General features: G+C 60.8%; 29 protein-coding genes and 1 pseudogene. 29 read left to right on the top strand and 1 reads right to left on the bottom strand.

The features are described 5' to 3' along the window. Window positions 1-280: 280 nt before the first annotated feature. Entirely contained in the window at window positions 281-754 is a 474-nt protein-coding gene (locus tag OHD58_RS27335; protein WP_006205731.1) for a hypothetical protein, read from the top strand. 348 nt (window positions 755-1102) lie between these two features. Further along, window positions 1103-1330, top strand: coding sequence for a hypothetical protein (locus tag OHD58_RS27330; protein ID WP_081482278.1), 228 nt, complete (start codon window positions 1103-1105; stop codon window positions 1328-1330). Between the two features lie 216 nt (window positions 1331-1546). Here OHD58_RS27330 and OHD58_RS27325 read toward each other — a convergent pair whose 3' ends face one another. Further along, a complete protein-coding gene (locus OHD58_RS27325; RefSeq protein WP_263806783.1) occupies window positions 1547-1759 on the bottom strand; it encodes a hypothetical protein in 213 nt (70 codons plus the stop codon). 257 nt (window positions 1760-2016) lie between these two features. Here OHD58_RS27325 and OHD58_RS30835 point away from each other — a divergent pair. The 27 genes and pseudogenes from OHD58_RS30835 to hypE form a co-directional block, all read left to right on the top strand. Then, window positions 2017-2103 (top strand): annotated as a pseudogene (locus OHD58_RS30835) (CopG family transcriptional regulator); the annotation flags it as partial. Between the two features lie 204 nt (window positions 2104-2307). After that, the gene (locus tag OHD58_RS27320) at window positions 2308-3282 is read left to right on the top strand and encodes a S1 family peptidase (protein WP_263791492.1); all 975 of its coding nucleotides are present in this window, start codon (window positions 2308-2310) and stop codon (window positions 3280-3282) included. A gap of 10 nt (window positions 3283-3292) precedes the next feature. Next, on the top strand, window positions 3293-3538 hold the full coding sequence (locus OHD58_RS27315) for a hypothetical protein (protein ID WP_263806782.1): 246 nt from the start codon (window positions 3293-3295) through the stop codon (window positions 3536-3538). A 17-nt stretch (window positions 3539-3555) separates the two neighbouring features. Further along, window positions 3556-4908: a phospholipase D-like domain-containing protein gene (locus OHD58_RS27310; protein ID WP_263791495.1), complete on the top strand. Its 1353-nt coding sequence runs from the start codon at window positions 3556-3558 to the stop codon at window positions 4906-4908. 314 nt (window positions 4909-5222) lie between these two features. Next, complete coding sequence (locus tag OHD58_RS27305; RefSeq protein ID WP_263806781.1) at window positions 5223-5411, top strand: hypothetical protein; 189 nt, start codon at window positions 5223-5225, stop codon at window positions 5409-5411. 1055 nt (window positions 5412-6466) lie between these two features. Further along, window positions 6467-7453 carry a hypothetical protein gene (locus OHD58_RS27300; RefSeq protein ID WP_263806780.1) on the top strand — a complete coding sequence of 329 codons (987 nt, stop codon included), beginning with the start codon at window positions 6467-6469 and terminating at the stop codon, window positions 7451-7453. After that, window positions 7447-7656: a hypothetical protein gene (locus OHD58_RS27295; RefSeq protein WP_263806779.1), complete on the top strand. Its 210-nt coding sequence runs from the start codon at window positions 7447-7449 to the stop codon at window positions 7654-7656. The genes OHD58_RS27300 and OHD58_RS27295 overlap by 7 nt, the downstream gene beginning before the upstream one ends. A gap of 800 nt (window positions 7657-8456) precedes the next feature. Further along, window positions 8457-9239 carry an aspartate/glutamate racemase family protein gene (locus tag OHD58_RS27290; protein ID WP_263806778.1) on the top strand — a complete coding sequence of 261 codons (783 nt, stop codon included), beginning with the start codon at window positions 8457-8459 and terminating at the stop codon, window positions 9237-9239. A 10-nt stretch (window positions 9240-9249) separates the two neighbouring features. Continuing rightward, window positions 9250-9594: a hypothetical protein gene (locus tag OHD58_RS30830; protein WP_412177304.1), complete on the top strand. Its 345-nt coding sequence runs from the start codon at window positions 9250-9252 to the stop codon at window positions 9592-9594. Between the two features lie 216 nt (window positions 9595-9810). Further along, complete coding sequence (locus tag OHD58_RS27285; RefSeq protein ID WP_065518353.1) at window positions 9811-10893, top strand: hydrogenase small subunit; 1083 nt, start codon at window positions 9811-9813, stop codon at window positions 10891-10893. 21 nt (window positions 10894-10914) lie between these two features. Beyond that, window positions 10915-12705, top strand: coding sequence for a nickel-dependent hydrogenase large subunit (locus tag OHD58_RS27280; RefSeq protein WP_006205723.1), 1791 nt, complete (start codon window positions 10915-10917; stop codon window positions 12703-12705). A gap of 13 nt (window positions 12706-12718) precedes the next feature. Continuing rightward, window positions 12719-13441 (top strand): Ni/Fe-hydrogenase, b-type cytochrome subunit, encoded by a 723-nt coding sequence (gene cybH / locus OHD58_RS27275; protein WP_263806777.1) that lies wholly within the window; start codon window positions 12719-12721, stop codon window positions 13439-13441. Continuing rightward, window positions 13442-14020, top strand: coding sequence for a HyaD/HybD family hydrogenase maturation endopeptidase (locus OHD58_RS27270; RefSeq protein ID WP_263806776.1), 579 nt, complete (start codon window positions 13442-13444; stop codon window positions 14018-14020). A 44-nt stretch (window positions 14021-14064) separates the two neighbouring features. Further along, window positions 14065-14250, top strand: coding sequence for a HupE/UreJ family protein (locus OHD58_RS27265; RefSeq protein ID WP_263806775.1), 186 nt, complete (start codon window positions 14065-14067; stop codon window positions 14248-14250). A gap of 35 nt (window positions 14251-14285) precedes the next feature. Further along, complete coding sequence (locus tag OHD58_RS27260) at window positions 14286-14573, top strand: HupE/UreJ family protein (protein WP_354494721.1); 288 nt, start codon at window positions 14286-14288, stop codon at window positions 14571-14573. A 117-nt stretch (window positions 14574-14690) separates the two neighbouring features. Further along, window positions 14691-14987 (top strand): HypC/HybG/HupF family hydrogenase formation chaperone, encoded by a 297-nt coding sequence (gene hypC, locus OHD58_RS27255; RefSeq protein WP_263806773.1) that lies wholly within the window; start codon window positions 14691-14693, stop codon window positions 14985-14987. A gap of 159 nt (window positions 14988-15146) precedes the next feature. Further along, complete coding sequence (locus OHD58_RS27250; protein WP_263806772.1) at window positions 15147-15596, top strand: hydrogenase accessory protein; 450 nt, start codon at window positions 15147-15149, stop codon at window positions 15594-15596. Next, window positions 15593-16441, top strand: a complete 849-nt coding sequence (locus OHD58_RS27245; protein ID WP_263806771.1) for a hydrogenase expression/formation protein — start codon at window positions 15593-15595, stop codon at window positions 16439-16441. The genes OHD58_RS27250 and OHD58_RS27245 overlap by 4 nt, the downstream gene beginning before the upstream one ends. Continuing rightward, the gene (locus tag OHD58_RS27240; protein ID WP_263806770.1) at window positions 16438-16653 is read left to right on the top strand and encodes a rubredoxin; all 216 of its coding nucleotides are present in this window, start codon (window positions 16438-16440) and stop codon (window positions 16651-16653) included. The genes OHD58_RS27245 and OHD58_RS27240 overlap by 4 nt, the downstream gene beginning before the upstream one ends. Beyond that, window positions 16643-17146, top strand: coding sequence for a [NiFe]-hydrogenase assembly chaperone HybE (gene hybE / locus OHD58_RS27235; protein ID WP_263806769.1), 504 nt, complete (start codon window positions 16643-16645; stop codon window positions 17144-17146). The genes OHD58_RS27240 and hybE overlap by 11 nt, the downstream gene beginning before the upstream one ends. Further along, window positions 17143-18243, top strand: coding sequence for a hydrogenase assembly protein HupF (locus tag OHD58_RS27230; RefSeq protein ID WP_263806768.1), 1101 nt, complete (start codon window positions 17143-17145; stop codon window positions 18241-18243). Before hybE ends, OHD58_RS27230 begins: the two co-directional genes overlap by 4 nt. Further along, a complete protein-coding gene (hypA, locus tag OHD58_RS27225) occupies window positions 18236-18577 on the top strand; it encodes a hydrogenase maturation nickel metallochaperone HypA (RefSeq protein ID WP_263806767.1) in 342 nt (113 codons plus the stop codon). Before OHD58_RS27230 ends, hypA begins: the two co-directional genes overlap by 8 nt. After that, entirely contained in the window at window positions 18578-19480 is a 903-nt protein-coding gene (gene hypB, locus OHD58_RS27220; protein WP_263806766.1) for a hydrogenase nickel incorporation protein HypB, read from the top strand. It begins immediately after the preceding gene. A gap of 2 nt (window positions 19481-19482) precedes the next feature. Then, on the top strand, window positions 19483-21753 hold the full coding sequence (gene hypF / locus OHD58_RS27215) for a carbamoyltransferase HypF (RefSeq protein WP_263806811.1): 2271 nt from the start codon (window positions 19483-19485) through the stop codon (window positions 21751-21753). Beyond that, entirely contained in the window at window positions 21744-21962 is a 219-nt protein-coding gene (locus OHD58_RS27210) for a HypC/HybG/HupF family hydrogenase formation chaperone (protein ID WP_006205709.1), read from the top strand. The genes hypF and OHD58_RS27210 overlap by 10 nt, the downstream gene beginning before the upstream one ends. Continuing rightward, a complete protein-coding gene (gene hypD, locus OHD58_RS27205; protein WP_263806765.1) occupies window positions 21959-23098 on the top strand; it encodes a hydrogenase formation protein HypD in 1140 nt (379 codons plus the stop codon). The genes OHD58_RS27210 and hypD overlap by 4 nt, the downstream gene beginning before the upstream one ends. Further along, window positions 23079-24161: a hydrogenase expression/formation protein HypE gene (hypE, locus tag OHD58_RS27200; RefSeq protein WP_318528299.1), complete on the top strand. Its 1083-nt coding sequence runs from the start codon at window positions 23079-23081 to the stop codon at window positions 24159-24161. The genes hypD and hypE overlap by 20 nt, the downstream gene beginning before the upstream one ends. The last annotated feature ends 3 nt before the right edge of the window (window positions 24162-24164 follow it).

Raw genomic sequence — 24164 nt, 5'->3', positions numbered from 1 at the left:
TGGCACGGCCGATGGCCGCAGGCATCTCTGGGAGATCGCGGCGTAGTCGTCTTATGTCGAATTGGGTGAACGGCACCAAAGGCCCAAGCTGTGGGATATTTGACAATGTCCGACATGGGACACGCCACCCAGAGTTAACCCATTGTTCCAGAATAATAGTTTTGATTGGCGTGAGACTTGCTGATCGACAGTCGCTCTCGCGCGAACCAAGGGTCCGTGATGCTCCAGCGGAAGGGTCAAGCTCTGCCCCCGTTATTCAAAACAAACTGGAGTGCCAAAAATGGCCGTGCCGATTCAGCAATTGACGAATCACGTCGATGACAGTGTTGGGCCAAAATACCAGCCGCCTTGGGAATTCCTGCCCACCGACACGAATACAGGCGTGGGAGGGAAGTACATCTACATCGGTTATATTCTTGGCGACAGCAATCCTGTGACATCGATCAACTTCGTTGCATACAATGAACAGCAATCGAATCCGCCTTCTGGTTGGCAATGGACGGGCCAAGACCTCAAACAAGGAGCAGGCGGGAAGTACATTTACATGGTCTGGAAAATCGGCGAAACAGGCAATAAGCCTATCACGGCCCTCCAACTGCTTGTAACCAATCAGTCCACTCCGCCAGCCATCACTGGATATACGTCAATCAATCAAGACCTGAATCAAGGCGCTGGCGGGCCTTACATTTGGCCGTATTACAGCACGACAATCTCGATGCAAAAGAAGGTAGAAGCCATCCTTACAAAGACATAGACGAGCTGCGATCGGGCGCGGATCCGAACTACTTGTAATCCTCCTCAAAGAATACAACGCACGCAAAAAGCGTCGTGCAGGTCCGCCCCCGCCGTGGTGGAGGCGTTGAACGTCTCGATGACCGCAGCCTCCCCTGTTTCGTGAACGGCGAACCTGTGCCGCGTTTCCTCGCAGACGGGACCAGGCATCCGTGGCCACCTACATCGGGATGTCAAGAATGCACCAAGCCGTCACCCGACAACTTTTTTTAATGACAATCCCTTTCGGCGGGGTCATTTTCGCGTGTCGGCGGGTTTCCTCGTCGCCGCCCTCTGTGTCGTTCAAGATCTCAGCCCGCGGGAGGCCCAGATGATCGATCGTCCCAACCTTGACCCAGCCCTCTATCCGAGTGATTTGCAAAGCCTCAAGTCGGTTTTCGACCAGCTTTGCCAAGAGAGCCATATCCAGCCAGGGTCACCGGAAGCCGAGAACATTGCCTCTGAGCTGGTTCGACTTTTCCAGGACGGAATTAGCGACGAGACCTGCCTGCTCAGCGCAGCTCGGACGCGGCATCAGGATTTGCGGCGGGCGGGCTGACCTTCCCCACAGTCTCGCGCTTAGTGATAGGTCCAAAACGGCTCGTCGCGCGACGGCAAACTGTCGGTGATCTTCGGGAATTCAGGCGCCGGGAAGAGCGCGACTATCGACGCCCCACACTATGTGCTTCGGACGCGCGGCGACGAGTTAACCGTGCAGTCTGCATCTGTTCCCAGCCGACCGCGCGGCAGGGATTGAGTAGCGGCGAATTTAACGCTAGCGCCTACATTTCTCCGGTATTTCGGCGATGCATTGCTCGAGACGTGCCAGGCGGAACTTAGCATTGCGAAGCTCATGTCCGGCTTCGAAACGTCGATGGCGTCCCTGAGGTGTGGTTGCGATGAGGTCGCGCTCCAGTTCGGCAATGCGCGCACGCACCTGCCGGGCGTCGTCCTGACGCAACGCCTTGATCCATCCATGCCCGCGCATCGGTCTTCAGACAAAGAGGCTCTTCGGGAAGAAGGTCGGCACCGCGTGGGAGGAAGCCCCAGGAAGCCCTTGGACTTGACGTCGCGCCGGCCCCGATGGGCGGCAGTACCAAAGCGCAGGGACAAGCGCCCTCCCCTCCTCAGCCGCAGCCGGTCTTGCGCGGTCGAGATTAAGCCCTCAGGAAATCCCTGTACATCTCCGCCAATTAGTCGAGGACCGAGGATCGACGCCATACGGCAACCGTTTCAGGTTTGCGCGACGCCTTTGTCACCGCGCTCGGCCGCCGTCTCATCAAAGGACCAAAGCTGCGTCAGGAAATAGCCGAAAACGTCGGGCCGCGCGAGGCGGATCAGCAATCGTACCACCACCCATTGGGAGCTTGTGGGAGCTTGCTGATCAAGCGATCGGGTACTGCAAGTCCGGGCGCTACAATAAACTTCCCGTTCGAATGAAGTATTTTCTCTGCAACGCGACGGTCTGCGCGGTAAAAATTCATCGGGGTGACACAAATCCATGCATAAGATGCATTTGCTTGGGGGGACGTGAGCATGGCGACACCGAGGACCTTACTCGACATTCTGGATCGCGTGACCGCTCCCGAAATTGCGGAGCCGGAATCGCTGAGCCCTACGACGCTTCAGCATTATCAACGCGTCCGCACGATTTTCGAGGACGACAACGTCGTCGGCGCCGGCATCGCGCGGAAGGTGACGGACGGCGAACGCAGGGATGACCTCGGGATCGTCTTTTATGTCCGGCAGAAGCTGGCAATGAGCGACCTGCGCCCCGATCAGATCCTCCCGCCGGTCATGGCGGCGGCGAACGGCCGGGCGATCTACACCGACATCGTGGAAATCGGCGACATCGTTCCACAGGAGAATGCTAAGCAATCGCCATTGCAGAGTGGTTTCAGCGTAGGGCACAAGGATGTGACAGCAGGGACGCTTGGGGCGATCGTGCGCAAGGAACGCAAGCTGTTTCTGCTGAGCAACTCGCACGTTCTGGCCAAGTCGGGACTGGCGGCCGCCGGAGATCCGATCCTCTATCCGGGACCTGCTGATGGCGGGGCGGAGCCAGCCGATATCATCGCGACGTTGAGCGCCTTTTCGCCCTTCACGGTTGGCGATAGCTTCACGAATACCGTTGATGCCGCACTAGCAGAGATAGATCCCGACCATCTGGCGGACATCGACAACGAAATCTGGGGCGCTGCGACGCCGCTGAAGGTGGCCACACCCATGCGCGACATGGCGGTCAAGAAGCGCGGCCGCACGACCGGGGATACGCAATCGGTCGTACGCGACGTCGATTTCCGGGTGCTCGTTCGCTATGAAGGCGTCGGTGTCGTCGGCTTCATTGGCCAGGTCCTGTGCGACACTTATACCGGCGGCGGCGATTCCGGCGCGCTAGTCGTTGCGGCAGACACAGGCGCTATCGTCGGCCTGCATTTCGCGGGATCGCCCAAGGGCAGCGTCTTCACGCCCATCCGTACCGTGCTGGACGCCCTGAAATTCGCATTCTGACGGAGGCATCGTGGCGACGCTCGACGAGGCCAACAGCGCACGACAAAGGCACGCCGATGGTCTTGCAAAAATCGGCGCGCATGCGGTCGGAGTCGAAAAAGGCGAGCCATACGGCCGGTCGGGTTGGGTGGTGGTCGCCTACACGCAGCCCGGCGCGGCGGTGAAGCTGCCTGAATCGCTGACGATCAATCACCAGGGAAACGACGTCGACGTGCCGCTCGTCGTCCAGAAGGCCGAACCGTTCGAACCGCAATAGCCGCAAAAGGGGAATTCATGCCGACCTATGTTCTGAAGACCCGCATCCCGACGCTCGCCACCGCACAGGCCGTCGGCACTCAACCGACCATCGCGATCGCGGTCCCCGAAATGGTCGGCCGCAGCTGTCACCTCGAGGGTTACCAGGCGCGCGATGTTCCAGCCTTCGACCTCAGCGAGCAAATCATCGCCTACGCCTCGCCGGACTCGACCTTCGCGGTGACGAAGCGACTGATCGACGCCGCGAAGGAATCGATCCTCGTCGGCATCTACGATTTTACGGCATCCTACATGGAGGACCTGCTTCTTGCCGCGATGGCCCGCAAGGTGAAGGTCTCGCTGATGCTCGACATCGACAGTAGGACCGAGAGCGACATTTTCGACCGCCTGGTGCAGATGGGCGCGCGCGGCGTCTCGGCCCCCTCCTGTGCCAATCCCACCGTCCATGTGTTCAGTTCCTCGCACGAGAAGGTGATCGTAATCGACAACGAATGGGTCCTGGTCCAAAGCGGAAACTACAGCGTCAACAGCATTCCGATGAACGTCGAGGATGGTGCCTCCGGCGGGGTCTTCCGTCCGGGAAACCGCGATACGGGCCTTGCCATCAGATCGAGAGAGCTTAGCGGTTTCTTTGCCGGCATTCTGGAAGCCGACATGGCCCTTGTCGATGCCGTACCTGAGATGCTGCGCCGTCCGGTCGAGGACGAGTTTTTCCTGGTCGAGCGCGCGCCGGCACGCAAACCCGAGCAGCTCTTTACAAGCGAAACCTTCGACCTCGACGCGCCGCTCACAATCCAACCGGTGCTGAGTCCCGACAACTACATGGACGTCGTGCCCGGTCTGATTGCGAAGGCCCGCAAATCCGTCCTCATCGAACAGCAGTATATCAGATCCTCCCAGCCGCTGGTCGCCAGGCTGCTTGCCGCAATCGCCGAGGCGCGCAACGCGGCGCCCGAACTCGACGTCCGAATCGTGCTCGGGAAGCTGTTTAGCAAGAGCGACGTCGCGAAGGAGAAGAAGAACCTCGAAAACCTCGCCGCCAACTACGGTCTGAACATCGCCGAAAACATCCGCTACATCAACACCGACGAGTTCGTGCACTGCCACAACAAGATGGTGATCGTCGACGGCGACAGTATTCTCATCAGCTCGCAGAACTGGTCAGACGCCGCAGTCTCCAGAAACCGCGAAGCAGGTGTCTGGCTGACCCATCCGGGCATCGCCGCATATTTTACCAAGATATTCGAGAACGACTGGGCGAGTGCTTTCCAGACCCTACCTGAAGTCGACGCCCCCGAGGTCATGACGCCCGAGGCGCTGGGCGCCGGCGGCTATATCCGCGTCGATCGCGGCGACTACGAGGAAGTCTGATCCCTCGCTCGAATCGGCTCCCCGAAATCTTCCGAGGCCCCAAGGTGGATAGAGCCGCCACCTTGCGGCGGCGCGCGCTCATGTGAGACCGCCGATCTCCTGTATTTGCACCGCTGAGCCTCCAGTCGTTCGCCATCGCGGAACGCTTGGCGGATCATAACGCCCCGCCATGCCCCACATCCAACCCTCGAAGGCCATCTGACCTTCGCGCTCAAGTACGAGGGGCTCGACCTTGCCGCCCTCAAGCGACTGTTCCAAGTGACAGGTCCCGCGGCGCTGAGCGCCGTGACCCGCTCCCGTGTCCAGCGATTGCCGTGGCCGGTCACCAGGCCGTTCCGGTTGAGGATGCCGGCAATAAGGTCATCATTGGCGATGAGAACCAGTTGCCGGACGGCGGCCAAGATGTCGGCCGAAGTGCTGTTGCGCTGTCCGCGCCGCCTCCTCGGCAGGCACGGTTCGGTGTGGACGCCGCCAATCCAATGGATCAAGAGAACGATCTCTGAGGCTTCTTCATCGATATCGGCGACCACCTCGTGGATGACGGTGCGCACGATGCGCTTCTTGAGCCTCGCGTCGGTCGTCGGCGCCGACCAGACAGCCTTGAGATCGGCGGAATGGCAACGGTCGCCCCGCGCAACGTGGGAATCCGCGGATCGTGGTCGCGCCCATGGACCATGTCGGATCGGCGCGTTCGACCGAAGTGCGGTCGGCGGCATTTCTTCCGGACAGTCGGGCGTGTAGTATGTTGTCGAGCCCGCGCGAGGGGCGAAACCCGGCGATCAACGGATCCGACCCACGAACGATCTTCGGTCGATTGACGACTGTGGTTACGAGCGCTGGTCCGTTCTCGGTACTTGCGCCCAGCACCACGATCTGCCGCTGACGTGTCTCTCGGGCAAGTTCGTCGAGACAGTGAGCGACGCCTGCGCGGGCAGCCATGTCGTAACCATCCTTCGCCGACGAGGTGTATTCGGTTGGCAGCGGGACGACATCCGTTCAGACCAGCAAGCCGCTATTAAAGCGGTGCTCGGCTGCGGGGTTTGCCGGAGCGAAATTGCGAAGCCAATCGCGCAACCTCTTGTAATCGTCGGCGATGATGGTTCTTCTTGCGCTCTCCCAGATTCTGACAATCCGCGATGGCGGCGCGGGTTCGATAAGCGACCGGATGGTCCGGACCCGTCGGCGTCCTGCATGCTGCCAATATGTAAGAAACTCGCTTTGGAAGTCGCCATTCCGTTCGCCACGGATCAGGGCCTCAGGCAAACAAGCGGGATGTGGATCGCGCCAATTGCAGACGTTATGAGTGACAACATGGCGAATGGCTGGAGTGGCCGAAAAGCTGACTGGCAGCTTGCGGTTGCCGAGAAAGGAGAGCGGAACTCAGGGTTCTACGAGCCATCCGCACATAAAAAACCAATCGCTTTCGCACCGCTTCTGGCGACATCGGCTCAGGATAGACGGTTCAGCAACCGCCTGGCGGGGGCTTTTCGCTGACGGGCAAAGGCGATCTGGACAGGCACGGACGTAGAGAGCCACCGAAACAATCCCTGCAGCACGGTTGAAAGCGCTCGCTCAGGCGGCAGAAGTGTATGTCCAGCACGCCTTCGGGCGGCGGCTCGAACTCACGCCTATAGTGCCAGCAAACGTCCCGCACTTCGTGCTTGACCGCTACATGTTGTGGGAAGGGTTGCTGGACGGTCGAACTTTGATTCTCATGGCTATTCGCGAACCCCGGCAAGGCCCTACTACGGATTATCTCAAGCACCGCGATCTGGTCCGCCGCCAACTTGGCGTCGATCTCATTCTGCTGCTACTTGACCATGTGCCGAACGCCATCCGACGCCAGATGGTGGAGCGGCAGATCGGCTTCATCGCGCCGGGTGCGCAGCTTTATGTCCCGGAAGCCTTGCTAGACCTGCGCGAGCGCGCGCCGACGGCCGCGATCCCTCCCTCTGACCAGATCAGCCCTACCACGCAATTGGTGCTCCTCGCGGTCCTGCAGGGTGTCGCCCTTGAGGATGAACACCTCACCGACCTTGCCGAGCGACTGCATGTGTCGATCATGAGCATAAGCCGAACACTAGATGAGCTTGAGGCACTCCAACTTGCAAAGGCTCGCCATGTCGGCCGACAACGGCGTCTTCACATGCTCCTAGGTGGTCACGAACTATGGGAGGCAATCCAAGAGCGATTGCAGTCCCCAGTGCGCAAGGTTCGCCTTGTTAGCGGCCGGATAGAAAACCATATCGCACCGCTCGCCGGCGAGAGCGCGCTTGCCCACTACACCATGCTGCCGGCCCCTCGGGTCGAGACGCGCGCCATTCTGTCGATGCATTGGATGCGCCTCAAGGAGAGGCTCGCACTCAGCCCAGCCGCGGCGTTCGATGACGACCGAATAGAAATTCAGACCTGGACCTACGACCCGCAGATCCTCGCGCGGGACAATGTCATAGATCGGCTGTCCCTGTATCTCAGTGTTCGGGGGAGCCCGGACGAACGTGTTGCGCAAGCGGCGGAACAATTATTGGAGACGTTTGAATGGTGACCGGGGTAGACCGCTTCCGCGCGCATTTCGCGGGCCAAGAACATCAATATGTGCTGATCGGTGGTGCCGCCTGCGAGCTTATCATGAACGAGGTCGGCCTAGACTTCCGTGCCACCAAGGATCTTGACATCGTTCTAATCGTCGAGGCGCTGGACGCTGCCTTCGCGGAGCGCTTCTGGGCCTTTGTCGAGCAGGGCACCTGAAACCAAAATGACATTGGAGCCCTGCGAACATTCGCGCTTGGCTGTGTCGACCGTTTCGACGAGTAGGACCGAGTTCCCGGCAGGATGTGTTTTCGTGACTTTTCGACATTCTCCTGACGACGAGCAAATTGCGTACCAAAGAAAAATCGTTTCAGAACATGGCCCGGGGCGAACCAGCCATGTCGATGTCCGACAAAATCATACAATGCCACGCGACATTTACTCGCGCCCGGAATGCCAGAATGGAAAGCCATCCAATTCGCGAGAATAGCGATGCGATATCCTTTCCAATACGCGAACTGGGGAAGATTCAAAAACGGCGCTTCTGGGAGCGTTGATCCGGCAGAGTGGCAAGGAGATGCCCTACGGCACCAGGTACACCTTTTAGGCGCGCACATCGAAGCATTCCTGCAAGCCACGTTGCGGGCCGGTTCAATTGCCGAGTCCTAGGCAAAAATTCCGGCATTGGCGCTGTCTCCACATGCCCTGTCGGGTTTGTCGCGCCTGCTACATAGTGGCATAGTGGCGTTTGGCCCAATTTCGTCCGCGCTCTGGCTTAACTATCTGATCTTAATATCAAAACTTACCCAGGGCTATTTTTGCGAAGGTGGTACGATTTTTGATGCGCTCGTCGTGCGTCAACAAGTCGGATCCGCGTCGTTATAGCTAAACCGATGCCGGGCATCCCGCAGACGGCGGCGGAGCAGGTAGAGAACATTTCGCTTTGAGAACACGCGACCGCGGATGCCCCGCCTCACAGACGATCGGTGGCGCAAAACCTCAACAATAGGAATTTCTTGATGATCGACGCCATCCCGCCCCCATCTCCCGGACTACTTGGTCAACGAAAACCACTTGGAGTGGTCGGCGGAATGGGAAGCTTTGCGACTGCTAAATTCTTGGAGATTCTGGCTCGCAAAAGCCGCGTTGAAAGAGACCAGGATCACATCCCGTTTATTTGTCTATCGGTTCCCAATATCCCTGATCGTTCGCAGGCAATTTTAGTCGGCAGCGACGCCCCCTTGCGGCAAATTTTGGAACGCGCGTATTGGCTAGAGAAAGTTGGATGCGGAGCAATCGCTATCCCCTGCAATACTGCACATCTCTGGGCCACAGAGATTAAAAAAGCGCTGTCAGTAAAATTGATTGATATGGTAGAGATAACAAGACAAGCCATAGAGGACTCGCGTGGCAGCGAAGCACGCAACCTTCGCTCAATTTCCATCGGAACGAGCGCGTCAATGCACAACGGGCTTTACGCCGGACAAACTGAGAGCGACTTCGGCAAAGAATTTTATCGCAGCAACCCGAAACTTCAGAAAGACACCATCAAGATCATATCTGACGTCAAGTCAGGCAACATGGCAAATGCACAGGACAATCTAACGAGGCTTGTTCAAGCCGTGCGATCTTTCGAACCTGACAAAATTATTCTTGGTTGCAGTGAACTATCAGCGATCTGCGGTGACCTCGCATACGACAATGATATTGTCGACCCGATTGATATCCTTGCTGACGCCTGCATTGACTGGTGGGTAGCAGAAAGCCAATCACTTCCGGACACGTTGGCCAGCCGATCATAATGTAGAAAAGATGACCGCGTTAGTACTAGGAAATGTTGGCTCCCACGCCATGGCCACAGCAGTTCCCTCGTTGTCTGACAAGTATTTGCAGAATAATGCAGCGGAAGCAAAAAGAATGATATGGCTTGCTAGGGACGACGACATACTTATCACCGCGACGGCGCCTATATCGCAATCATTTCTAAACTATGTTAATACCCTAAAGGGCGGAAGCAACATCGTGTCGCTAACGACTTCAGGGACATCCACCAAGCGTCCGTTGCCGATCTCGAAAAAAGACCTCCAGGCTGGCAGTCTTTTGTCCAAATTTCTGAGTTTGTTGCCTTCGGACCGCGTTTCGTGTTTGGAGCTGTGAATCGGCGTGCAAAATTGGCTCCTACGCAGCGCCGATGACGCGCGCCTGGAGTAGGTCGAGTTTTCCTCGGCCGTACATTTGGCGCTTAACGAGCTTGAGTTTGGAGTTCGGCACCGGCTTTCAAACTGGCCCGCTTCTTGCGACCTCTCCCTATCATGCCTGCCTAGGTATCTCATCCGGGTGAGTTGACTGGGGACGGAGCGCTAGAGGAGCACGATGCGCAAAACAGAAACCTTTTATGATGTCATTCGCCGTCAGGGGATTACCCGACGCAGCTTCATCAAATTCTGTAGCCTGACGGCGGCGAGCCTGGGTTTTGGCCCGGACGCGAAAACGGCGATGGCCGAGGCACTCGAAACCAAGGAACGGGTTCCTGTCATCTGGATGCACGGCCTCGAATGCACCTGCTGCTCGGAGAGCTTCATCCGCTCGGCCCATCCGCTGGTCAAGGACGTGGTCCTTTCGATGATCTCGCTCGATTATGACGACACGATCATGGTCGCAGCCGGCCATCAGGCAGAGGCCATCCTCGAAGAGACCAAGCAGAAATACAAGGGCAAGTACATCCTCGCCGTCGAGGGCAATCCGCCGCTCAATGAGGACGGCATGTTCTGCATCGACGGCGGCCGACCCTTCGTCGAGAAACTCAAATATGTGGCCGAAGACGCCATGGCGATCATCGCCTGGGGCGCCTGCGCCTCCTGGGGCTGCGTCCAGGCCGCAAAGCCCAACCCGACCCAGGCAACGCCGATCGACAAGGTGATCCGCGACAAGCCGATCATCAAGGTCCCGGGCTGTCCGCCGATCGCCGAAGTGATGACCGGCGTCGTCACCTTCATCACCACCTTCGGCCGATTGCCCGAGCTCGATCGGCAGGGCCGGCCGAAGATGTTCTATTCGCAGCGCATCCACGACAAATGCTACCGCCGGCCGCATTTCGACGCCGGCCAGTTCGTCGAGGAATGGGACGACGAGGGAGCACGCAACGGCTACTGTCTCTACAAGATGGGTTGCAGGGGCCCGACCACCTACAATGCCTGCTCGACGGTGCGGTGGAACGGCGGCGTCTCCTTCCCGATCCAGTCCGGTCACGGCTGCATCGGCTGCTCCGAGGATGGGTTCTGGGACAAGGGCAGCTTCTATGACCGCCTGGCCACGATCAACCAGTTCGGCATCGAGGCCAATGCCGACCGGATCGGCATGACGGTAGCCGGCGTCATCGGCGGAGCGATCGCGGCCCACGCCGCGATCACCGCCGTCAAGCGCGTCACCACCAAGCGCGAAAAAACCGACGTTTAAAACTCTGGGCAGGGAACACTTATGTCAATCCAAACGCCCAACGGCTTCACGCTCGACAATTCCGGCAAACGCATCGTGGTCGATCCGGTCACCCGTATCGAAGGCCATATGCGGGTCGAGGTCAATGTCGACGCCAACAACGTCATCCGCAACGCTGTGTCCACTGGCACGATGTGGCGCGGCATCGAAGTCATCCTCAAGAACCGCGATCCGCGCGACGCCTGGGCCTTCACCGAGCGGATCTGCGGCGTCTGCACGGGCGCGCATGCGCTGACCTCCGTGCGCGCGGTCGAGAATGCCCTTGGCATCACCATCCCGGAAAACGCCAATTCGATCCGCAACCTGATGCAGCTTGCGCTGCAGGTGCATGACCACGTGGTGCATTTCTATCACCTGCATGCGCTTGACTGGGTGGACGTCGTCTGCGCGCTCAAGGCCGATCCGAAGGCGACGTCTCAGCTGGCCCAGTCGGTGTCCGACTGGGCGCTCTCCTCGCCCGGCTATTTCAAGGACATCCAGACCCGGCTCAAGAAATTCGTTGAATCCGGCCAACTCGGTCCATTCAAGAACGGCTATTGGGGTAACGCCTCCTATAAGCTGCCGCCGGAAGCCAACCTGATGGCCGTCGCGCACTATCTCGAGGCGCTGGATTTCCAGAAGGAGATCGTCAAGATCCATACGATCTTCGGCGGCAAGAATCCACATCCGAACTGGCTGGTCGGCGGCCTGCCCTGTCCCATCAACATCGATGGAACCGGCGCGGTCGGTGCGATCAACATCGAGCGCCTAAACCATGTGTCGTCGATCATAGACCAGCTGATCGAGTTCAACGAAAAGGTCTATGTGCCCGACGTCATGGCGATCGGCTCATTCTACAGGGACTGGCTCTTTGGCGGCGGCCTTTCGGGCAAGAACGTGCTCGCCTATGGCGATGTGCCGGAACATGCCAACGATTATTCGGAAGCGAGCCTGAAACTGCCGCGCGGCGCAATCATCAACGGTAATCTTGCCGACATTCTGCCGATCGACCTCGCCGATCCGGAGCAAATCCAGGAATTCGTCATCCATTCCTGGTACAAGTATCCGCACGAGGCCAAGGGCCTGCACCCCTGGGATGGCGTCACCGAGCCGCATTACGAACTAGGCCCCAATGCCAAGGGCACCAAGACCAACATCCAGGAACTGGACGAAGGTGGCAAATATTCATGGATCAAGGCGCCGCGCTGGCGCGGACACGCCATGGAGGTAGGCCCCCTCGCCCGCTGGGTCGTCGGCTATGCGCAGGGCAAGCCTGAATTCAAGGAGCCGATCGAGAAGGTGCTGAAAGATCTCGGTCTTCCGATGTCGGCGCTCTTCTCCACGCTCGGCCGCACCGCGGCGCGCGCCCTAGACTCCGAATGGGCGGGCCGCCAGATGCGCTATTTCTTCGACAAGCTGGTCGCCAATATCAAGGCTGGCGACAGCGCGACCGCTTTCGTCGACAAATGGAAACCGCAGACCTGGCCGAAGGAAGTCAAGGGCGTCGGCTTCACCGAAGCGCCGCGCGGCGCGCTCGCCCACTGGATCAAGATCAAGGACGGCAAGATCGACAACTACCAATGCGTCGTGCCGACCACCTGGAACGCCAGCCCTCGCGATCCGAAAGGCGGTATCGGCGCGTTCGAAGCCTCGTTGGTGGATACCCCGATGTCAGATCCCACCCAGCCGCTGGAAATACTCCGGATAATCCATTCCTTCGATCCGTGCCTTGCATGCTCCACGCATGTCATGAGCCCGGACGGGCAGGAAATGGCAAAAGTGCAGATGAGATGAGGAGGGATATGCGATGAGCCTTTTCGACCCGCTTGCAACCTTGGACGCACACGGCGAAAGAGCCGTGGAGCGCCAGAGCGTCTATGTCTACGAGGCGCCGGTGCGTCTCTGGCACTGGATCAACGCCTTCTCCATCCTCACGCTTGCGCTGACCGGCTACTTAATCGGCAGCCCACTGCTGTCGATGCCGGGGGAGGCCAGCGCCAACTTTCTGATGGGATATATCCGCTTCAACCATTTCGCCGCCGGACAGATCCTGGCCATAGCCCTGATCCTGAGAATCTACTGGGTGTTCGTCGGCAATGTCGATGCCCGACAGATCTTCTACGTCCCGGTCTGGAGCGGCCGGTTCTGGAAGGAATGCGTGCATGAAGTGCGCTGGTATGCCTTCCTGATCAGCAAGCCGAAAAAATATGTCGGTCACAAACCGCTTGCCCAGTCCGCCATGTTCCTGATGTTCACGCTGCCGCTGTTGTTCATGGTCATCACCGGCTTTGCGCTCTACAGCGAGGGCACTGGCCGCGACAGCTGGGAATACAGCCTGTTCGGCTGGTTGTTCTCGATCTGGCCGAACAGCCAGGACGTCCACACCTTCCACCATCTCGGCATGTGGGTGATCCTGGTTTTCACAATGGTCCATATCTATGTGGCTGTGCGTGAGGACATCATGAGCCGGCAGAGCATCATCTCGTCGATGATCTCGGGCGATCGCATGTTCAAGGACCTGGAGGACTAGGTGCGCAAACTGTCTTCGACACGGCCCCGGGTGCTGGTCCTCGGCATCGGCAACATCCTGTGGGCCGACGAGGGGTTTGGCGTACGCGTGGTCGAAGCTTTTCACCAATCCTATTCGGTGTCGGATAATGTCACCGTCCTCGACGGCGGGACGCAAGGGCTCTATCTCGTGCAGTTCGTGATGGAAACCGATTATCTCATCGTCTTCGATGCCATCGACTACGGGCTCAGCCCGGGCACGCTGAAGATCGTCGAAAACGACGAAGTGCCGAAATTCACCGGCGCCAGGAAGATGAGCCTGCACCAGACCGGATTCCAGGAAGTGCTGAGCGCCGCCGACCTGCTCGGCCATTATCCGGAAAAGCTGGCGTTGATCGGCTGCCAGCCGGTCGATCTCGAGGATTGGGGCGGGCCGCTGACGGAGCCGGTGAAGGCGGTCATCCCCGAAGCGATCCGGACGGCGGTCGCCATTCTCAAGGGATGGGGCATCGAGGCAAGAGCGCGGAGCGGCGGCATCGTCCCCTCGCTCCTCGGCAACGATCTGGATTTTGACAATTACGAACAGCGCCAGCCGCATTGATCACCTGAGGAGGCTCCCATGAAGTTTCGGAGAATATTGGCTGCATGCGCGGCCCTGGCGTGCCGGGCGTCGCCAATGCCCATACCGGACTTCATGCGGATGGCACGCTTGCCGGTCTCGGCCATCGTTTGAGCGGCCTCCACCATATCCTTGCCGCCGTCGCGGTCGGCTTCCGGCCCGGCACGCTCGGCAACAGGGACAGTTGGATTGTGCCTTCGTCATCGTCATGACGATCGGCGGAGCGATAGGCATCTAGGGCGTCCCGCTGTCGATGGTGGAAACGGGGATTGCCCTCACCGTAGCGGTGCTCGGCCTGCTCGTCGCCTTCGAAGTCAAGGTTCGGGCGCCGGTGGCGGGGATCGTGGGATATGCGCACTCTCCCACGGGTCATGCCCATGGTTCAGAAACGCCTGCCATGTCGCATGCCGCGGGCTATGTCACGGGCTTCCCGGCCGCATGCTGCATGCGGGCGGCATCGCGCTCGCGTCGCTTAGATTTCTGCAAGGCCCGGGCAGAGCGTCTGGCCGGGTTGCCGGAGCTGCCGTCGCCCTAACAGGGGCCGAGCTGCTGGCCGCTTGATATTTCGCTCCCAAGGCGGAGGCCTGCCGTGTGGGCGCTGTCCACACGGTTCCCGATTTCGTAGCTTGAATGACAGAAAAGAGACAACGCCATGTGCATAGGTCTTCCGATGCGGGTCGTCACCGGCGACGAGTGCGTGGCCGAATGCGAGCGTCATGGTACGATTTCTTCCGTGTCGATGATGTTGGTCGGCGCGCAGCTGCCAGGCACATATCTATTGACCCATCTGGGCTCGGCCATTCGCGTCCTTGAGGGTGATGAGGCGCAAGCCATCGATGATGCCCTTGCGGGTCTGGCGGAAGCTGTCGAAGGCCGGCCCTTCGAAGCCTTGTTTGCCGATCTCATCGCCCGCGAGCCGGAATTGCCCGCGCATCTGCGTGAGGGGTGAGAGAATAGTGGCCGCATCTGGAAACCGGGATTCCAGCAATTCGACGCGAGCAACCGAGCTGGAAACTCTCCTTGCAGATCAATGGACCCCCCGGATCTGGCACACCGCTTGCTGGTCAACTCCCAAGAACGTTCTGCAAGCTGATTTCTGGAGGAGACAATGCCCTCTTACCTGGTCCGCGTCTTGCGTGAGCAGATGCGACTGCCCATCGTCGACGAAGCGAGCATCGACACCTTCCTGGCGCCGGCCGCGGACGAAGCGGAACATGCTATCCTGTTTTTCACCGGCGATCCTGCGCTGCGACCTGAAGCCGACGACGTCGCCGTCGTTCTTCCCGAACTCCTACGAGCGTTCCCGGGACGGGTGCGGGGCGCCATCGTGCTCCGCGCCGCCGAAGACAAGCTCAAGCCGCGGTTCAATGTCGTGGTCATGCCAAGCCTCGTTGTCACGCGCGGAGCCCAGCCGCTTGGCGTCATCGGCAAGATCCGCGACTGGTCGGAATATATGGAGAAGATCGGCAACTGGCTATCTGCGGATGCGCCGGTCATGGCGGCATCTGGCGGGTCGAAGGTCGAGATCACCCATGCCGGCAACCAGATCGCCCGATGAAAGCAGGTTTCTGGGTCGCCCCCGAGGGCGCCGATGCGGCGATGACGGTCATGCCGATCGGCGCGGAGCCGCCGCAGAGCGCCCGCAAGCTCAATTATCTCGCGACCAGCAGCGCCGAGGAGATGATCCGCTGCTGTCGCCGGACGGCGATGCTGCTGCCGCAACTCGCCGATGCGCTCGCCGTGCAGAAGGCTGACCAGCCGGGCCGCCTGTTCGACATTACCGATTTTCCGGATGACGAAAGGGAGCTGATCACCCAGACCCTCGGCGAAGGCGAAGTTGCGGGAATTGCCGCGCTGCCGTCCGGCATCCTGGCGCAGATCCAGGAAGCGGTGATGGCCGGCGTCTGGCGCATCCGTTTCACCGACCCGGATGGCCGGCTGCTTGCTGACTATATCGAGGTCGCGTCGATTCCCGCAGCCGTACGTCAGGCCTGTTCGGCACTGCCGGCATCGATTTCCCACGGACCGGCGCCGGCAGGCGCCATGAATGTCATGCCGGTGCTGACCGAGATCGGCGACCGCATCGGCCGCTATAGCGACGGCGATCCTGCTGATATCATCAACTTCTCGCTCTTTCCGATGAGCCCACAGGACATGGGTTTCCTGCAGGCGACGCTCGGCACCGGGCCGGTAAAGTTCACCTCGCGCGGCTATGGCACATGTCGGGTCGTGGCGGCCGGCGTCCGCAACGTCTGGTCGGTGCAGTTCTACAACGCCATGGACACGATCATTCTCGATACGCTGGAGGTTGCCGACATCCCGTCCGTCGTCATCGCTGCCGAAGAGGATTTCAGGGATTCGGAAGCCCGGCTGCGCGACATCGAAGAGGCCTATTTCAAATGACGAGCTTCGAGAACTTCGGCAAGTGCGATCCGGCGTCCGATGACGACAAGATGGAGTGCGGCATCTGCTGGCATGTCTATGATCCCGCGCAAGGCGACCCGGTCTGGCAGAGCCCGCCCGGCGTGCCGTTTTCCGCCCTGCCCAAAGACTGGCGCTGTCCCAACTGTGACGCCCTGCAATCGAAGTTCATGAGGCTCGGCGATGCACGCTGACGCGGCGGAACGCACGGAAATCAATCCGGCCGAGATGTGCTATCGCTACATTCATGCAACCGCCATGCAGGACGTGCCGCGCTGCAATCCCGCCCTCCGCATCAAGGCGACCGGCTTCCGAATTTATGGCGGAAGAGCCCTCGGGATCATTGCGACGCCGTGGTTCATGAACCTGGTGGCGGCAGATATTCCCGGTAGTGTGCAATCGGCTCCGGTTGCCGTAGGAACGACCGTCCGCATCGGTCTCCCCGTAGCCGAGGTCGAGTTCATCGCCGGTGAGCTCGATGCGATCGGCCGGGTCGCTTCCTGCTCGCTGTTTTCGCCGGTCTTCGCGTTTGGGACGATGGAAGCAGCGCTGGAGACCGCGGTGGAGGCCGTCCGCGCCTTCTTCGACCCGGCTGCACTTACGCCGGCGTCGGTCCCGTCGACCAATGTCAAACGCCGCGACCTGCTGAGGGGGAATTTCCGCAAGCAGCAGGAGTTGGCGCAATGACCTTCGGTGCGGGCTCGATCCGGATCGACGTGACGGTGTCGCGGGCGCTGGCCTGTTGCGTGGAGATAAAGTCCAACCGCCCGCAGGGACTGGCACGCCTGTTCGTCGGCCGCCGCCCCGAAGAGGCGCCAGTGCTTGCTGGTCAGGTTTTTTCGCTCTGTGGTGTTGCGCAATCGGTGGCAGCGCGGCTTGCGGTGCTGAATGCGGCTGACCGGCCGATGCGCGGCGAGGAGCGGTTCGCTGCCACCGCCAAATTGCTTGCGGAGCGTATCTTCGAGACATTGAGAGCACTGATCCTGCACTGGCCTTTGCCGCTACCCGCCGGCATCGTCGCCTTGGCAGGCAAATATCTGCGCGAGGCGCTGGCCGCTGCGCAGGCGATTATTGCTGGTGCGAAGGCAAAGATCGCCAATTGCGCATTCGTGGCCGAACCAGCGGCGCGGCTTTCCGCTGCGGCTGCCGCCCTTGGCATTCCCGACGGTGAAGGCAAGCCGCCGTGGGATACGGCCTACGCAGCAATCCTCGGCGATATCGAACGTGACCGGATTTTCGCCAGCCGGCGGCCCGACCCGCTGACGGTTGCGGACGATGCAGAGGTTATCGCTCATCTCAGCCATGAGGCGGATTATGCCAGCCTGCCGTATCTAGCCGGCCGGGTGACCGAGACCGGGGCCTATGCCCGGCTGAGCCGCATGCCCGAAGGCCCGCATCTGGCCGAGCGCTTCCTGGCGCGCATTCACGACGTTGGCCTTTGCCTGCAGCAGCTCTCTAATCTCGACCAGCAGGACACGGATGCGTGTTCCTCTCTGATGGGCGGCGGACCGACGCCCGGCGCCGGGGGCTATGGTGCCGTGGAGTGCGCGCGCGGCAGGCTCTACCACCTGGCCGAGATCGGCATGGACGGGCATCTTTGCGCCTACCGCATACTCGCTCCGACCGAATGGAATTTTCATCCGGCAGGTCCATTCGTCGAAACCCTGCTGTCATCGCGGATCGGCGTGGGAGAGTCGGCCGCCCGGTCGGTATCCAGGCTGGCCACGTTGTTTGATCCCTGCGTGCCGTTCGAGATCGGCGTTCACGAGGCTGCCCATGCATGAGATGTCGTTGATGGAGAGTGTGATCGAGATCGTCTGCGAGACGGCGCGGCAGAACGGCGCGAGCACGGTCAAGTCCGTTCGTCTTGATGTCGGAGTCTTGAGCCATGTCAGTCCGGATGCGCTGGTGTTCTGCTACGAAGCGGTGCGGCATGGCACGATCGCGGAAAACGCGGCACTTGAGATCAATCGCATCGCTGGCGAAGGCTGGTGCCTCGATTGCACAAAGACGGTGGCGCTCGAGGAGCGGTTCGGAGCCTGTCCGGACTGCGGCCGGCTTCGGGTGCAGATGACGGCGGGCGACGAATTGAAGATCAAGGACATGGAGGTCATCTGAATGTGTACGGTATGCGGCTGCGCAACGGCAGTGATTGGAGGTGACAAAAGCAGGGCCGAGGCTCCTGGCCATGCCGGCGCGCATAGTCACGATCAGGATCATCACCACCATCATCACGATCATGATGCCCACCATTTCCCGGATCAGCATGACCACCACCACGCAGAGGACGGCAGCGTCCACTGCGGCAAGGGCATTGCCGGCGTGCATGTGCCGGGCATGAGCCAGGATCGGATTATCCAGGTGGAAAAGGATATTCTCTCCAAGAACGACGGCTATGCCGCAGAAAATCGGGCCTTCTTCCTGCAGAACGGTATTTTCGCGTTGAATATCGTCTCGAGCCCCGGCTCCGGAAAGACGAGCCTTTTGGTCCGCGCCATCCGCGAACTCAGGGATCGTGTGGTGATCAATGTCATCGAGGGTGACCAGCAGACGTCCAACGACGCCGCCCGCATCCGCGAAACCGGCGCCCGCGCCATCCAGATCAATACTGGCAAGGGCTGCCACCTAGATGCCCACATGGTTGGCCACGCGAGGCAAGACCTGGCGCCTGAGCCGGGCTCGATCCTGCTCATCGAGAATGTCGGCAACCTGGTTTGTCCGGCGGCCTTCGATCTCGGCGAGGCCCACAAGGTGGTGGTGCTGTCGGTTACCGAAGGCGAAGACAAGCCGCTCAAATATCCTGACATCTTTGCCGCCTCCGATCTGATGATCCTCAACAAGTCGGACCTGCTTCCGCATCTCGATTTCAATGTCGGGCTCTGCATCGCCAATGCGCTGCGCGTCAATCCGCGGCTGCGGACGCTGGTCGTCTCCGCCCGCAGCGGTCAAGGCATGGAGTCCTTCTGCGCGTGGCTGGAGGCCTCGGCCGCAACGCTGGCGAGGCGCGCCAAGGTGGCCTGACCATGGCACGCGGCCAGGCATCGGCAGTAGAGGATCCGGTCCAGCGGCTGCGGCTGCGGGTGCGCGGTTGCGTGCAGGGCGTCGGTTTCCGTCCGTTCGTCTACCGGCTGGCGCGGACGATGAGCCTGACGGGCTTCGTGCTTAACGACAGCGCCGGCGTGCTGATCGAGGTCGAAGGCACTTGTGCAGGCCGGTTCGCCGAAGCTGTGCGCATGCAGGCGCCGCCCTTGGCACGAATAGACTCCGTCGACGTGCTGGAGATGGACGCAGCCGGCGGAGAACTCTTCAAGATACTTGAAAGCGTCGGCGGACACGGCGCGACGCGCATCGGCGCCGATGCCGCAACTTGCGCCGAATGCCGGCGGGAGCTGACCGATCCGCAGAGCCGCTTCTTCGGCTATCCCTTCGTCAATTGCACCCATTGTGGCCCGCGCTTCACCATCACCGGCGCCCTGCCCTATGACCGTCGGCAGACCTCGATGGCCGCCTTTCCGATGTGTCCGTCCTGCCGCGCCGACTATGCCGACCCCGAAAGCCGGCGCTTCCATGCACAACCCGTCGCCTGTCCGGCCTGCGGTCCGCAACTCAGTCACCCCGTCGGGGAGATTGCTGCACGGTTGCTGAAAGGCAAAATCGTCGCGCTCAAGGGGATAGGCGGCTTCCACCTGCTGTGCGATGCGCGCAACGATGCCGCCATCCGCCTTCTCAGGTTGCGTAAGGCGCGCCACCAAAAGCCGTTGGCCGTCATGGTGCGGGATATCGAGGCGGCGCGGCTTCTTGCGGATCTGACGGGGGTCGAAGAAGCGCTGCTCATGTCCGCCGCCGGCCCGATCGTGCTGGTGAAGGGTCTTGATGGGCTTTCCAACCTCATCGCACCCGGACTCAAGCGGATTGGCCTGATGCTTGCCCATTCGCCGCTGCATCATCTGCTGTTTGACGCACTTGCCCAGCGTCCGCAAGATGGCCCCGCCGCGCTGATCGCAACCAGCGCCAATCCGGGCGGCGAACCGGTGGTGGCCAGCAATGACGATGCCAAACGCCGGCTTGCCGGGATTGCCGATCTCATCGTCACGCACAATCGCGATATCGCCGTTCGCGCCGACGATTCGGTCATGCAGGTGATCGATGGTGCTCCAAGTTTCCTGAGGCGGGCACGCGGTTTCGTGCCGGAGCCTCTCGATCTCGGCGAGGACGGTCCGTGCGTGATCGCCACCGGCGCCGATCTCAAGAACACGGTCTGCATCACGCGCGGCCGGGAGGCGTTCCTGTCGCAGCATATCGGCGGCCTCGACAATACCGAAGCGATCCGCTTCCAGCAGGAGACGGTCGCGCATCTTAGTTCCATTCTCGATATCAGGCCGGACCATGCCGCCTGCGATCTGCATCCCGATTTCCGGTCAGTGCGGATGGCTGAGAGCCTGGGCCTGCCGCTCGTTGCGGTCCAGCACCACCTTGCCCATATTGCCGCTGTCGTCGTCGAGCATCACGTCACCGGACCGGTTCTCGGGTTGGCGCTCGACGGGCATGGTTATGGCGCCGATGGCGGCAGCTGGGGCGGCGAGATGCTGATGGTCGACGGATACCGCTGGCATCGGCTGGGATCGCTTTCGCCCCTGCCGCTGCCGGGCGGCGATCGTGCTGCGCGCGAACCCTGGCGCATGGGGGTCGCCGCGCTGCGGGCCGCTGGCCGCATCGATCTTGCGCCAAAGCTCTGGCCGGGACATCCCGGCGTCGCGCATCTCGAAGCCATGTTCGCGTGTGGCATGCAGCCGAGCCGGACGTCGAGCCTGGGAAGGCTCTTCGATGCGGCAGCTGCGGTCAGCGGAGTGCGCCTCGTGCAGAGCTACGAGGGACAGGCGGCGATGGAGTTCGAGGCTCTGGCTGAGAGCCCGCGCTGTCTTCCCGAAGGCTACAGAATTGTCGACGACACGCTCGATTTCCGGCCGCTGATCGTTCATCTGGCCGAGCGGCAGCTTTGCGGCGTCAGCGCCTCCAACCTGTTCCATGGCACGCTGATCGCCGGTCTTGCCGATTGGGCGGCGTGCGGGGCCTCGCAAGCCGGCACGAGCAAGATCATGCTCGGCGGCGGCTGCATCATGAACAGCGTCCTCGCTGAAGGCCTTGCGAACGCCTTGCGCAATCTTGGCCTGGAGCCACTTTTGCCGCGGATGATTCCCGCCAATGACGGCGGCATTGCGCTTGGCCAGGCCGCCTTCGCAAGGCAGGTCATCAACAACGATAGAGGCCAGGTGGACAACCCGAAATGTGCCTAGCCATACCGGTCAAGGTAAAGGACGTGCTGCCAGACAACATGGCGAAGGTGACGCTCGACGGCGTCTCGAAGATCATTTCGACCGCGCTTGTCGAGGACGTCAAGGCGGGCGACTATGTCGTGCTGCATGTCGGCTACGCCCTGGGCAAGATCGATCCGCAAGAGGCGGAAAGGACACTGGCCCTGATCCGCGAAGCTGCCTTGGCATGAAATATATCGACGAACATCGCGACGGCAGGCTCGCCAAGGAAATCGCCCGCCAAATCGCCGCGCTTGCCGATCCGGCGCGTTCCTATCATTTCATGGAATTCTGCGGCGGCCACACGCATGCGATTTCCCGCTATGGCCTTGAAGACCTTCTGCCGCAAAATGTGCAGATGATCCATGGTCCTGGCTGTCCCGTCTGCGTGCTGCCGATCGGCCGCATCGATGCGGCAATCGCGCTTGCCATGCGGCCGGAGATCACGCTTTGCACCTATGGTGACCTGATGCGCGTGCCGGGCTCGAACGAATCGAGCCTGCTCAAGGCCAGGGCCGCCGGCGCCGATATCCGCATGGTCTATTCGACACTGGATGCGCTACGGATCGCCGAAGCCGAGCCGGATCGGGAAGTGGTGTTCTTCGCCATCGGCTTCGAAACCACGACGCCGCCGACGGCGCTGGCGCTCAGGGTCGCGATTGCCAAGGAGCTCAGGAATTTCTCGATCTTCTGCAACCACGTGCTGACACCGGCGGCGATCCAGAATATTCTCGAAAGCCCGGATGTCCGCAAACTGGGCACGGTCAAGATCGACGGTTTCATCGGCCCTGCCCATGTCAGCATCGTGATCGGCACCGAGCCCTACGAATTTTTCGCCGAGGAATTCCAGAAACCGGTCGTGGTGGCGGGTTTCGAACCGCTCGATGTCATCCAGGCGATCCTGATGCTGGTCCGGCAGGTGAACGACGGCCGCCATGAGGTCGAGAACCAGTATATCCGCGCCGTCACGAGGTTCGGCAACGAGAAGGCGCAGGCCCAGGTCGCCAATTTCTTCGAACTTCGCGAGAGCTTCGAATGGCGCGGGCTCGGCGAAGTGCCTTATGGCGCGCTGCGGCTCAGGCCGCAATATGCCGAACACGACGCGGAAAAGCGCTTCTCGATGGTGACGCCGGCCGCGAAGGACGACCCGGCCTGCGAATGCGGCGCTATCCTGCGCGGCGTCAAGAAGCCGGCCAACTGCAGTTTGTTCGGCACCGTTTGCACGCCGGACACGCCGATGGGATCCTGCATGGTCTCTCCCGAGGGTGCCTGTGCCGCCCGTTGGACCTACGGCCGCTTGCGCGAGCATGCCAAAGCCTTTGAATGAAGGTCAGTCAAACGACGTTATGATAAAAGCCAACAGGCGCAAGCTCGACCTCAAAAATGGCCGCGTCGACCTGTCCCATGGGGCTGGTGGCCGCGCCATGGGCCAATTGATCGAGGACATATTCCACAAGGCTTTCGACAATGAATGGTTGCGGGCCGGCAACGACCAGTCGGCCTTCATGGTGCCGGGCGGCCGCATGGTGATGACCACCGACGGCTACGTTGTTTCGCCGCTGTTTTTCCCGGGCGGCAATATCGGCTCGCTAGCCGTGTACGGCACGATCAACGATATTGCGATGGCGGGCGCGGTGCCGCTTTATCTTTCGGCGAGCTTCATCATCGAGGAAGGCTTTCCGCTAACCGATCTCGACCGCATCGCCCAAACCATGGGTGACGCGTCGCGCGAGACGGGCGTGCCGATCATCACCGGCGATACGAAAGTGGTCGAACGCGACAAGGCCGACGGCGTGTTCATCTCCACCGCCGGCGTCGGCATGGTTCCGGCCGGGCTCGATCTCCGCTCCGATGCTGCCCGTCCGGGCGATGTGGTTATCGTGTCCGGCTCGATCGGCGATCACGGCGTCGCGGTGATGTCGAAGCGAGAGAACCTCGAATTCGACACAGGTATCGTCTCGGATTCCGCCGCACTGCATGGTCTGGTGGCCGGCATGGTCGAGGCTGCCGGAGCCGCGATCAGGCTGATGCGCGATCCGACCCGCGGCGGCCTTGCAGCGACGCTGAACGAGATCGCCAATGCGTCGAAGGTTGGTTTTCGTATCGATGAGGAGGCCATTCCGATCAAGCCCGAGGTGGCTGCGGCCTGCGAATTCCTCGGCCTCGATCCGCTGAATGTCGCCAACGAGGGCAAGCTCGTCGCAGTCGTGGCGCCCGAAGCCGCTGATGCAATGCTCGCCGTCATGCGGGCTCACCCGCTTGGCAGGGAAGCGGCGCTGGTCGGCCATGTCGTGGCGGACGACGATTGCTTCGTGCAAATGGCAACGTCATTCGGCGGCGGACGCATCGTTGACTGGCTGTCCGGCGAACAGCTTCCCAGAATCTGCTGAGGA

The sequence above is a fragment of the Mesorhizobium sp. ZC-5 genome (assembly GCF_025753855.1).
Classification (GTDB): Bacteria; Pseudomonadota; Alphaproteobacteria; order Rhizobiales; family Rhizobiaceae; genus Neomesorhizobium.
Note: the sequence above shows the minus strand (reverse complement) of the source record. Positions and strands in the feature narration are given on the sequence as shown.

Bases quoted from the DNA above. Each gene is read 5' to 3' on its own strand.
- OHD58_RS27335 (WP_006205731.1), top strand. From the start codon at position 281: ATGGCCGTGCCGATTCAGCAATTGACGAATCACGTCGATGACAGTGTT.
- OHD58_RS27330 (WP_081482278.1), top strand. From the start codon at position 1,103: ATGATCGATCGTCCCAACCTTGACCCAGCCCTCTATCCGAGTGATTTG.
- OHD58_RS27325 (WP_263806783.1), bottom strand. From the start codon at position 1,759: ATGCGCGGGCATGGATGGATCAAGGCGTTGCGTCAGGACGACGCCCGG.
- OHD58_RS27320 (WP_263791492.1), top strand. From the start codon at position 2,308: ATGGCGACACCGAGGACCTTACTCGACATTCTGGATCGCGTGACCGCT.
- OHD58_RS27310 (WP_263791495.1), top strand. From the start codon at position 3,556: ATGCCGACCTATGTTCTGAAGACCCGCATCCCGACGCTCGCCACCGCA.
- OHD58_RS27295 (WP_263806779.1), top strand. From the start codon at position 7,447: ATGGTGACCGGGGTAGACCGCTTCCGCGCGCATTTCGCGGGCCAAGAA.
- OHD58_RS27290 (WP_263806778.1), top strand. From the start codon at position 8,457: ATGATCGACGCCATCCCGCCCCCATCTCCCGGACTACTTGGTCAACGA.
- OHD58_RS30830 (WP_412177304.1), top strand. From the start codon at position 9,250: ATGACCGCGTTAGTACTAGGAAATGTTGGCTCCCACGCCATGGCCACA.
- OHD58_RS27285 (WP_065518353.1), top strand. From the start codon at position 9,811: ATGCGCAAAACAGAAACCTTTTATGATGTCATTCGCCGTCAGGGGATT.
- OHD58_RS27280 (WP_006205723.1), top strand. From the start codon at position 10,915: ATGTCAATCCAAACGCCCAACGGCTTCACGCTCGACAATTCCGGCAAA.
- cybH (WP_263806777.1), top strand. From the start codon at position 12,719: ATGAGCCTTTTCGACCCGCTTGCAACCTTGGACGCACACGGCGAAAGA.
- OHD58_RS27265 (WP_263806775.1), top strand. From the start codon at position 14,065: ATGCGCGGCCCTGGCGTGCCGGGCGTCGCCAATGCCCATACCGGACTT.
- hypC (WP_263806773.1), top strand. From the start codon at position 14,691: ATGTGCATAGGTCTTCCGATGCGGGTCGTCACCGGCGACGAGTGCGTG.
- OHD58_RS27250 (WP_263806772.1), top strand. From the start codon at position 15,147: ATGCCCTCTTACCTGGTCCGCGTCTTGCGTGAGCAGATGCGACTGCCC.
- OHD58_RS27245 (WP_263806771.1), top strand. From the start codon at position 15,593: ATGAAAGCAGGTTTCTGGGTCGCCCCCGAGGGCGCCGATGCGGCGATG.
- OHD58_RS27240 (WP_263806770.1), top strand. From the start codon at position 16,438: ATGACGAGCTTCGAGAACTTCGGCAAGTGCGATCCGGCGTCCGATGAC.
- hybE (WP_263806769.1), top strand. From the start codon at position 16,643: ATGCACGCTGACGCGGCGGAACGCACGGAAATCAATCCGGCCGAGATG.
- OHD58_RS27230 (WP_263806768.1), top strand. From the start codon at position 17,143: ATGACCTTCGGTGCGGGCTCGATCCGGATCGACGTGACGGTGTCGCGG.
- hypA (WP_263806767.1), top strand. From the start codon at position 18,236: ATGCATGAGATGTCGTTGATGGAGAGTGTGATCGAGATCGTCTGCGAG.
- hypB (WP_263806766.1), top strand. From the start codon at position 18,578: ATGTGTACGGTATGCGGCTGCGCAACGGCAGTGATTGGAGGTGACAAA.
- hypF (WP_263806811.1), top strand. From the start codon at position 19,483: ATGGCACGCGGCCAGGCATCGGCAGTAGAGGATCCGGTCCAGCGGCTG.
- OHD58_RS27210 (WP_006205709.1), top strand. From the start codon at position 21,744: ATGTGCCTAGCCATACCGGTCAAGGTAAAGGACGTGCTGCCAGACAAC.
- hypD (WP_263806765.1), top strand. From the start codon at position 21,959: ATGAAATATATCGACGAACATCGCGACGGCAGGCTCGCCAAGGAAATC.
- hypE (WP_318528299.1), top strand. From the start codon at position 23,079: ATGCCAAAGCCTTTGAATGAAGGTCAGTCAAACGACGTTATGATAAAA.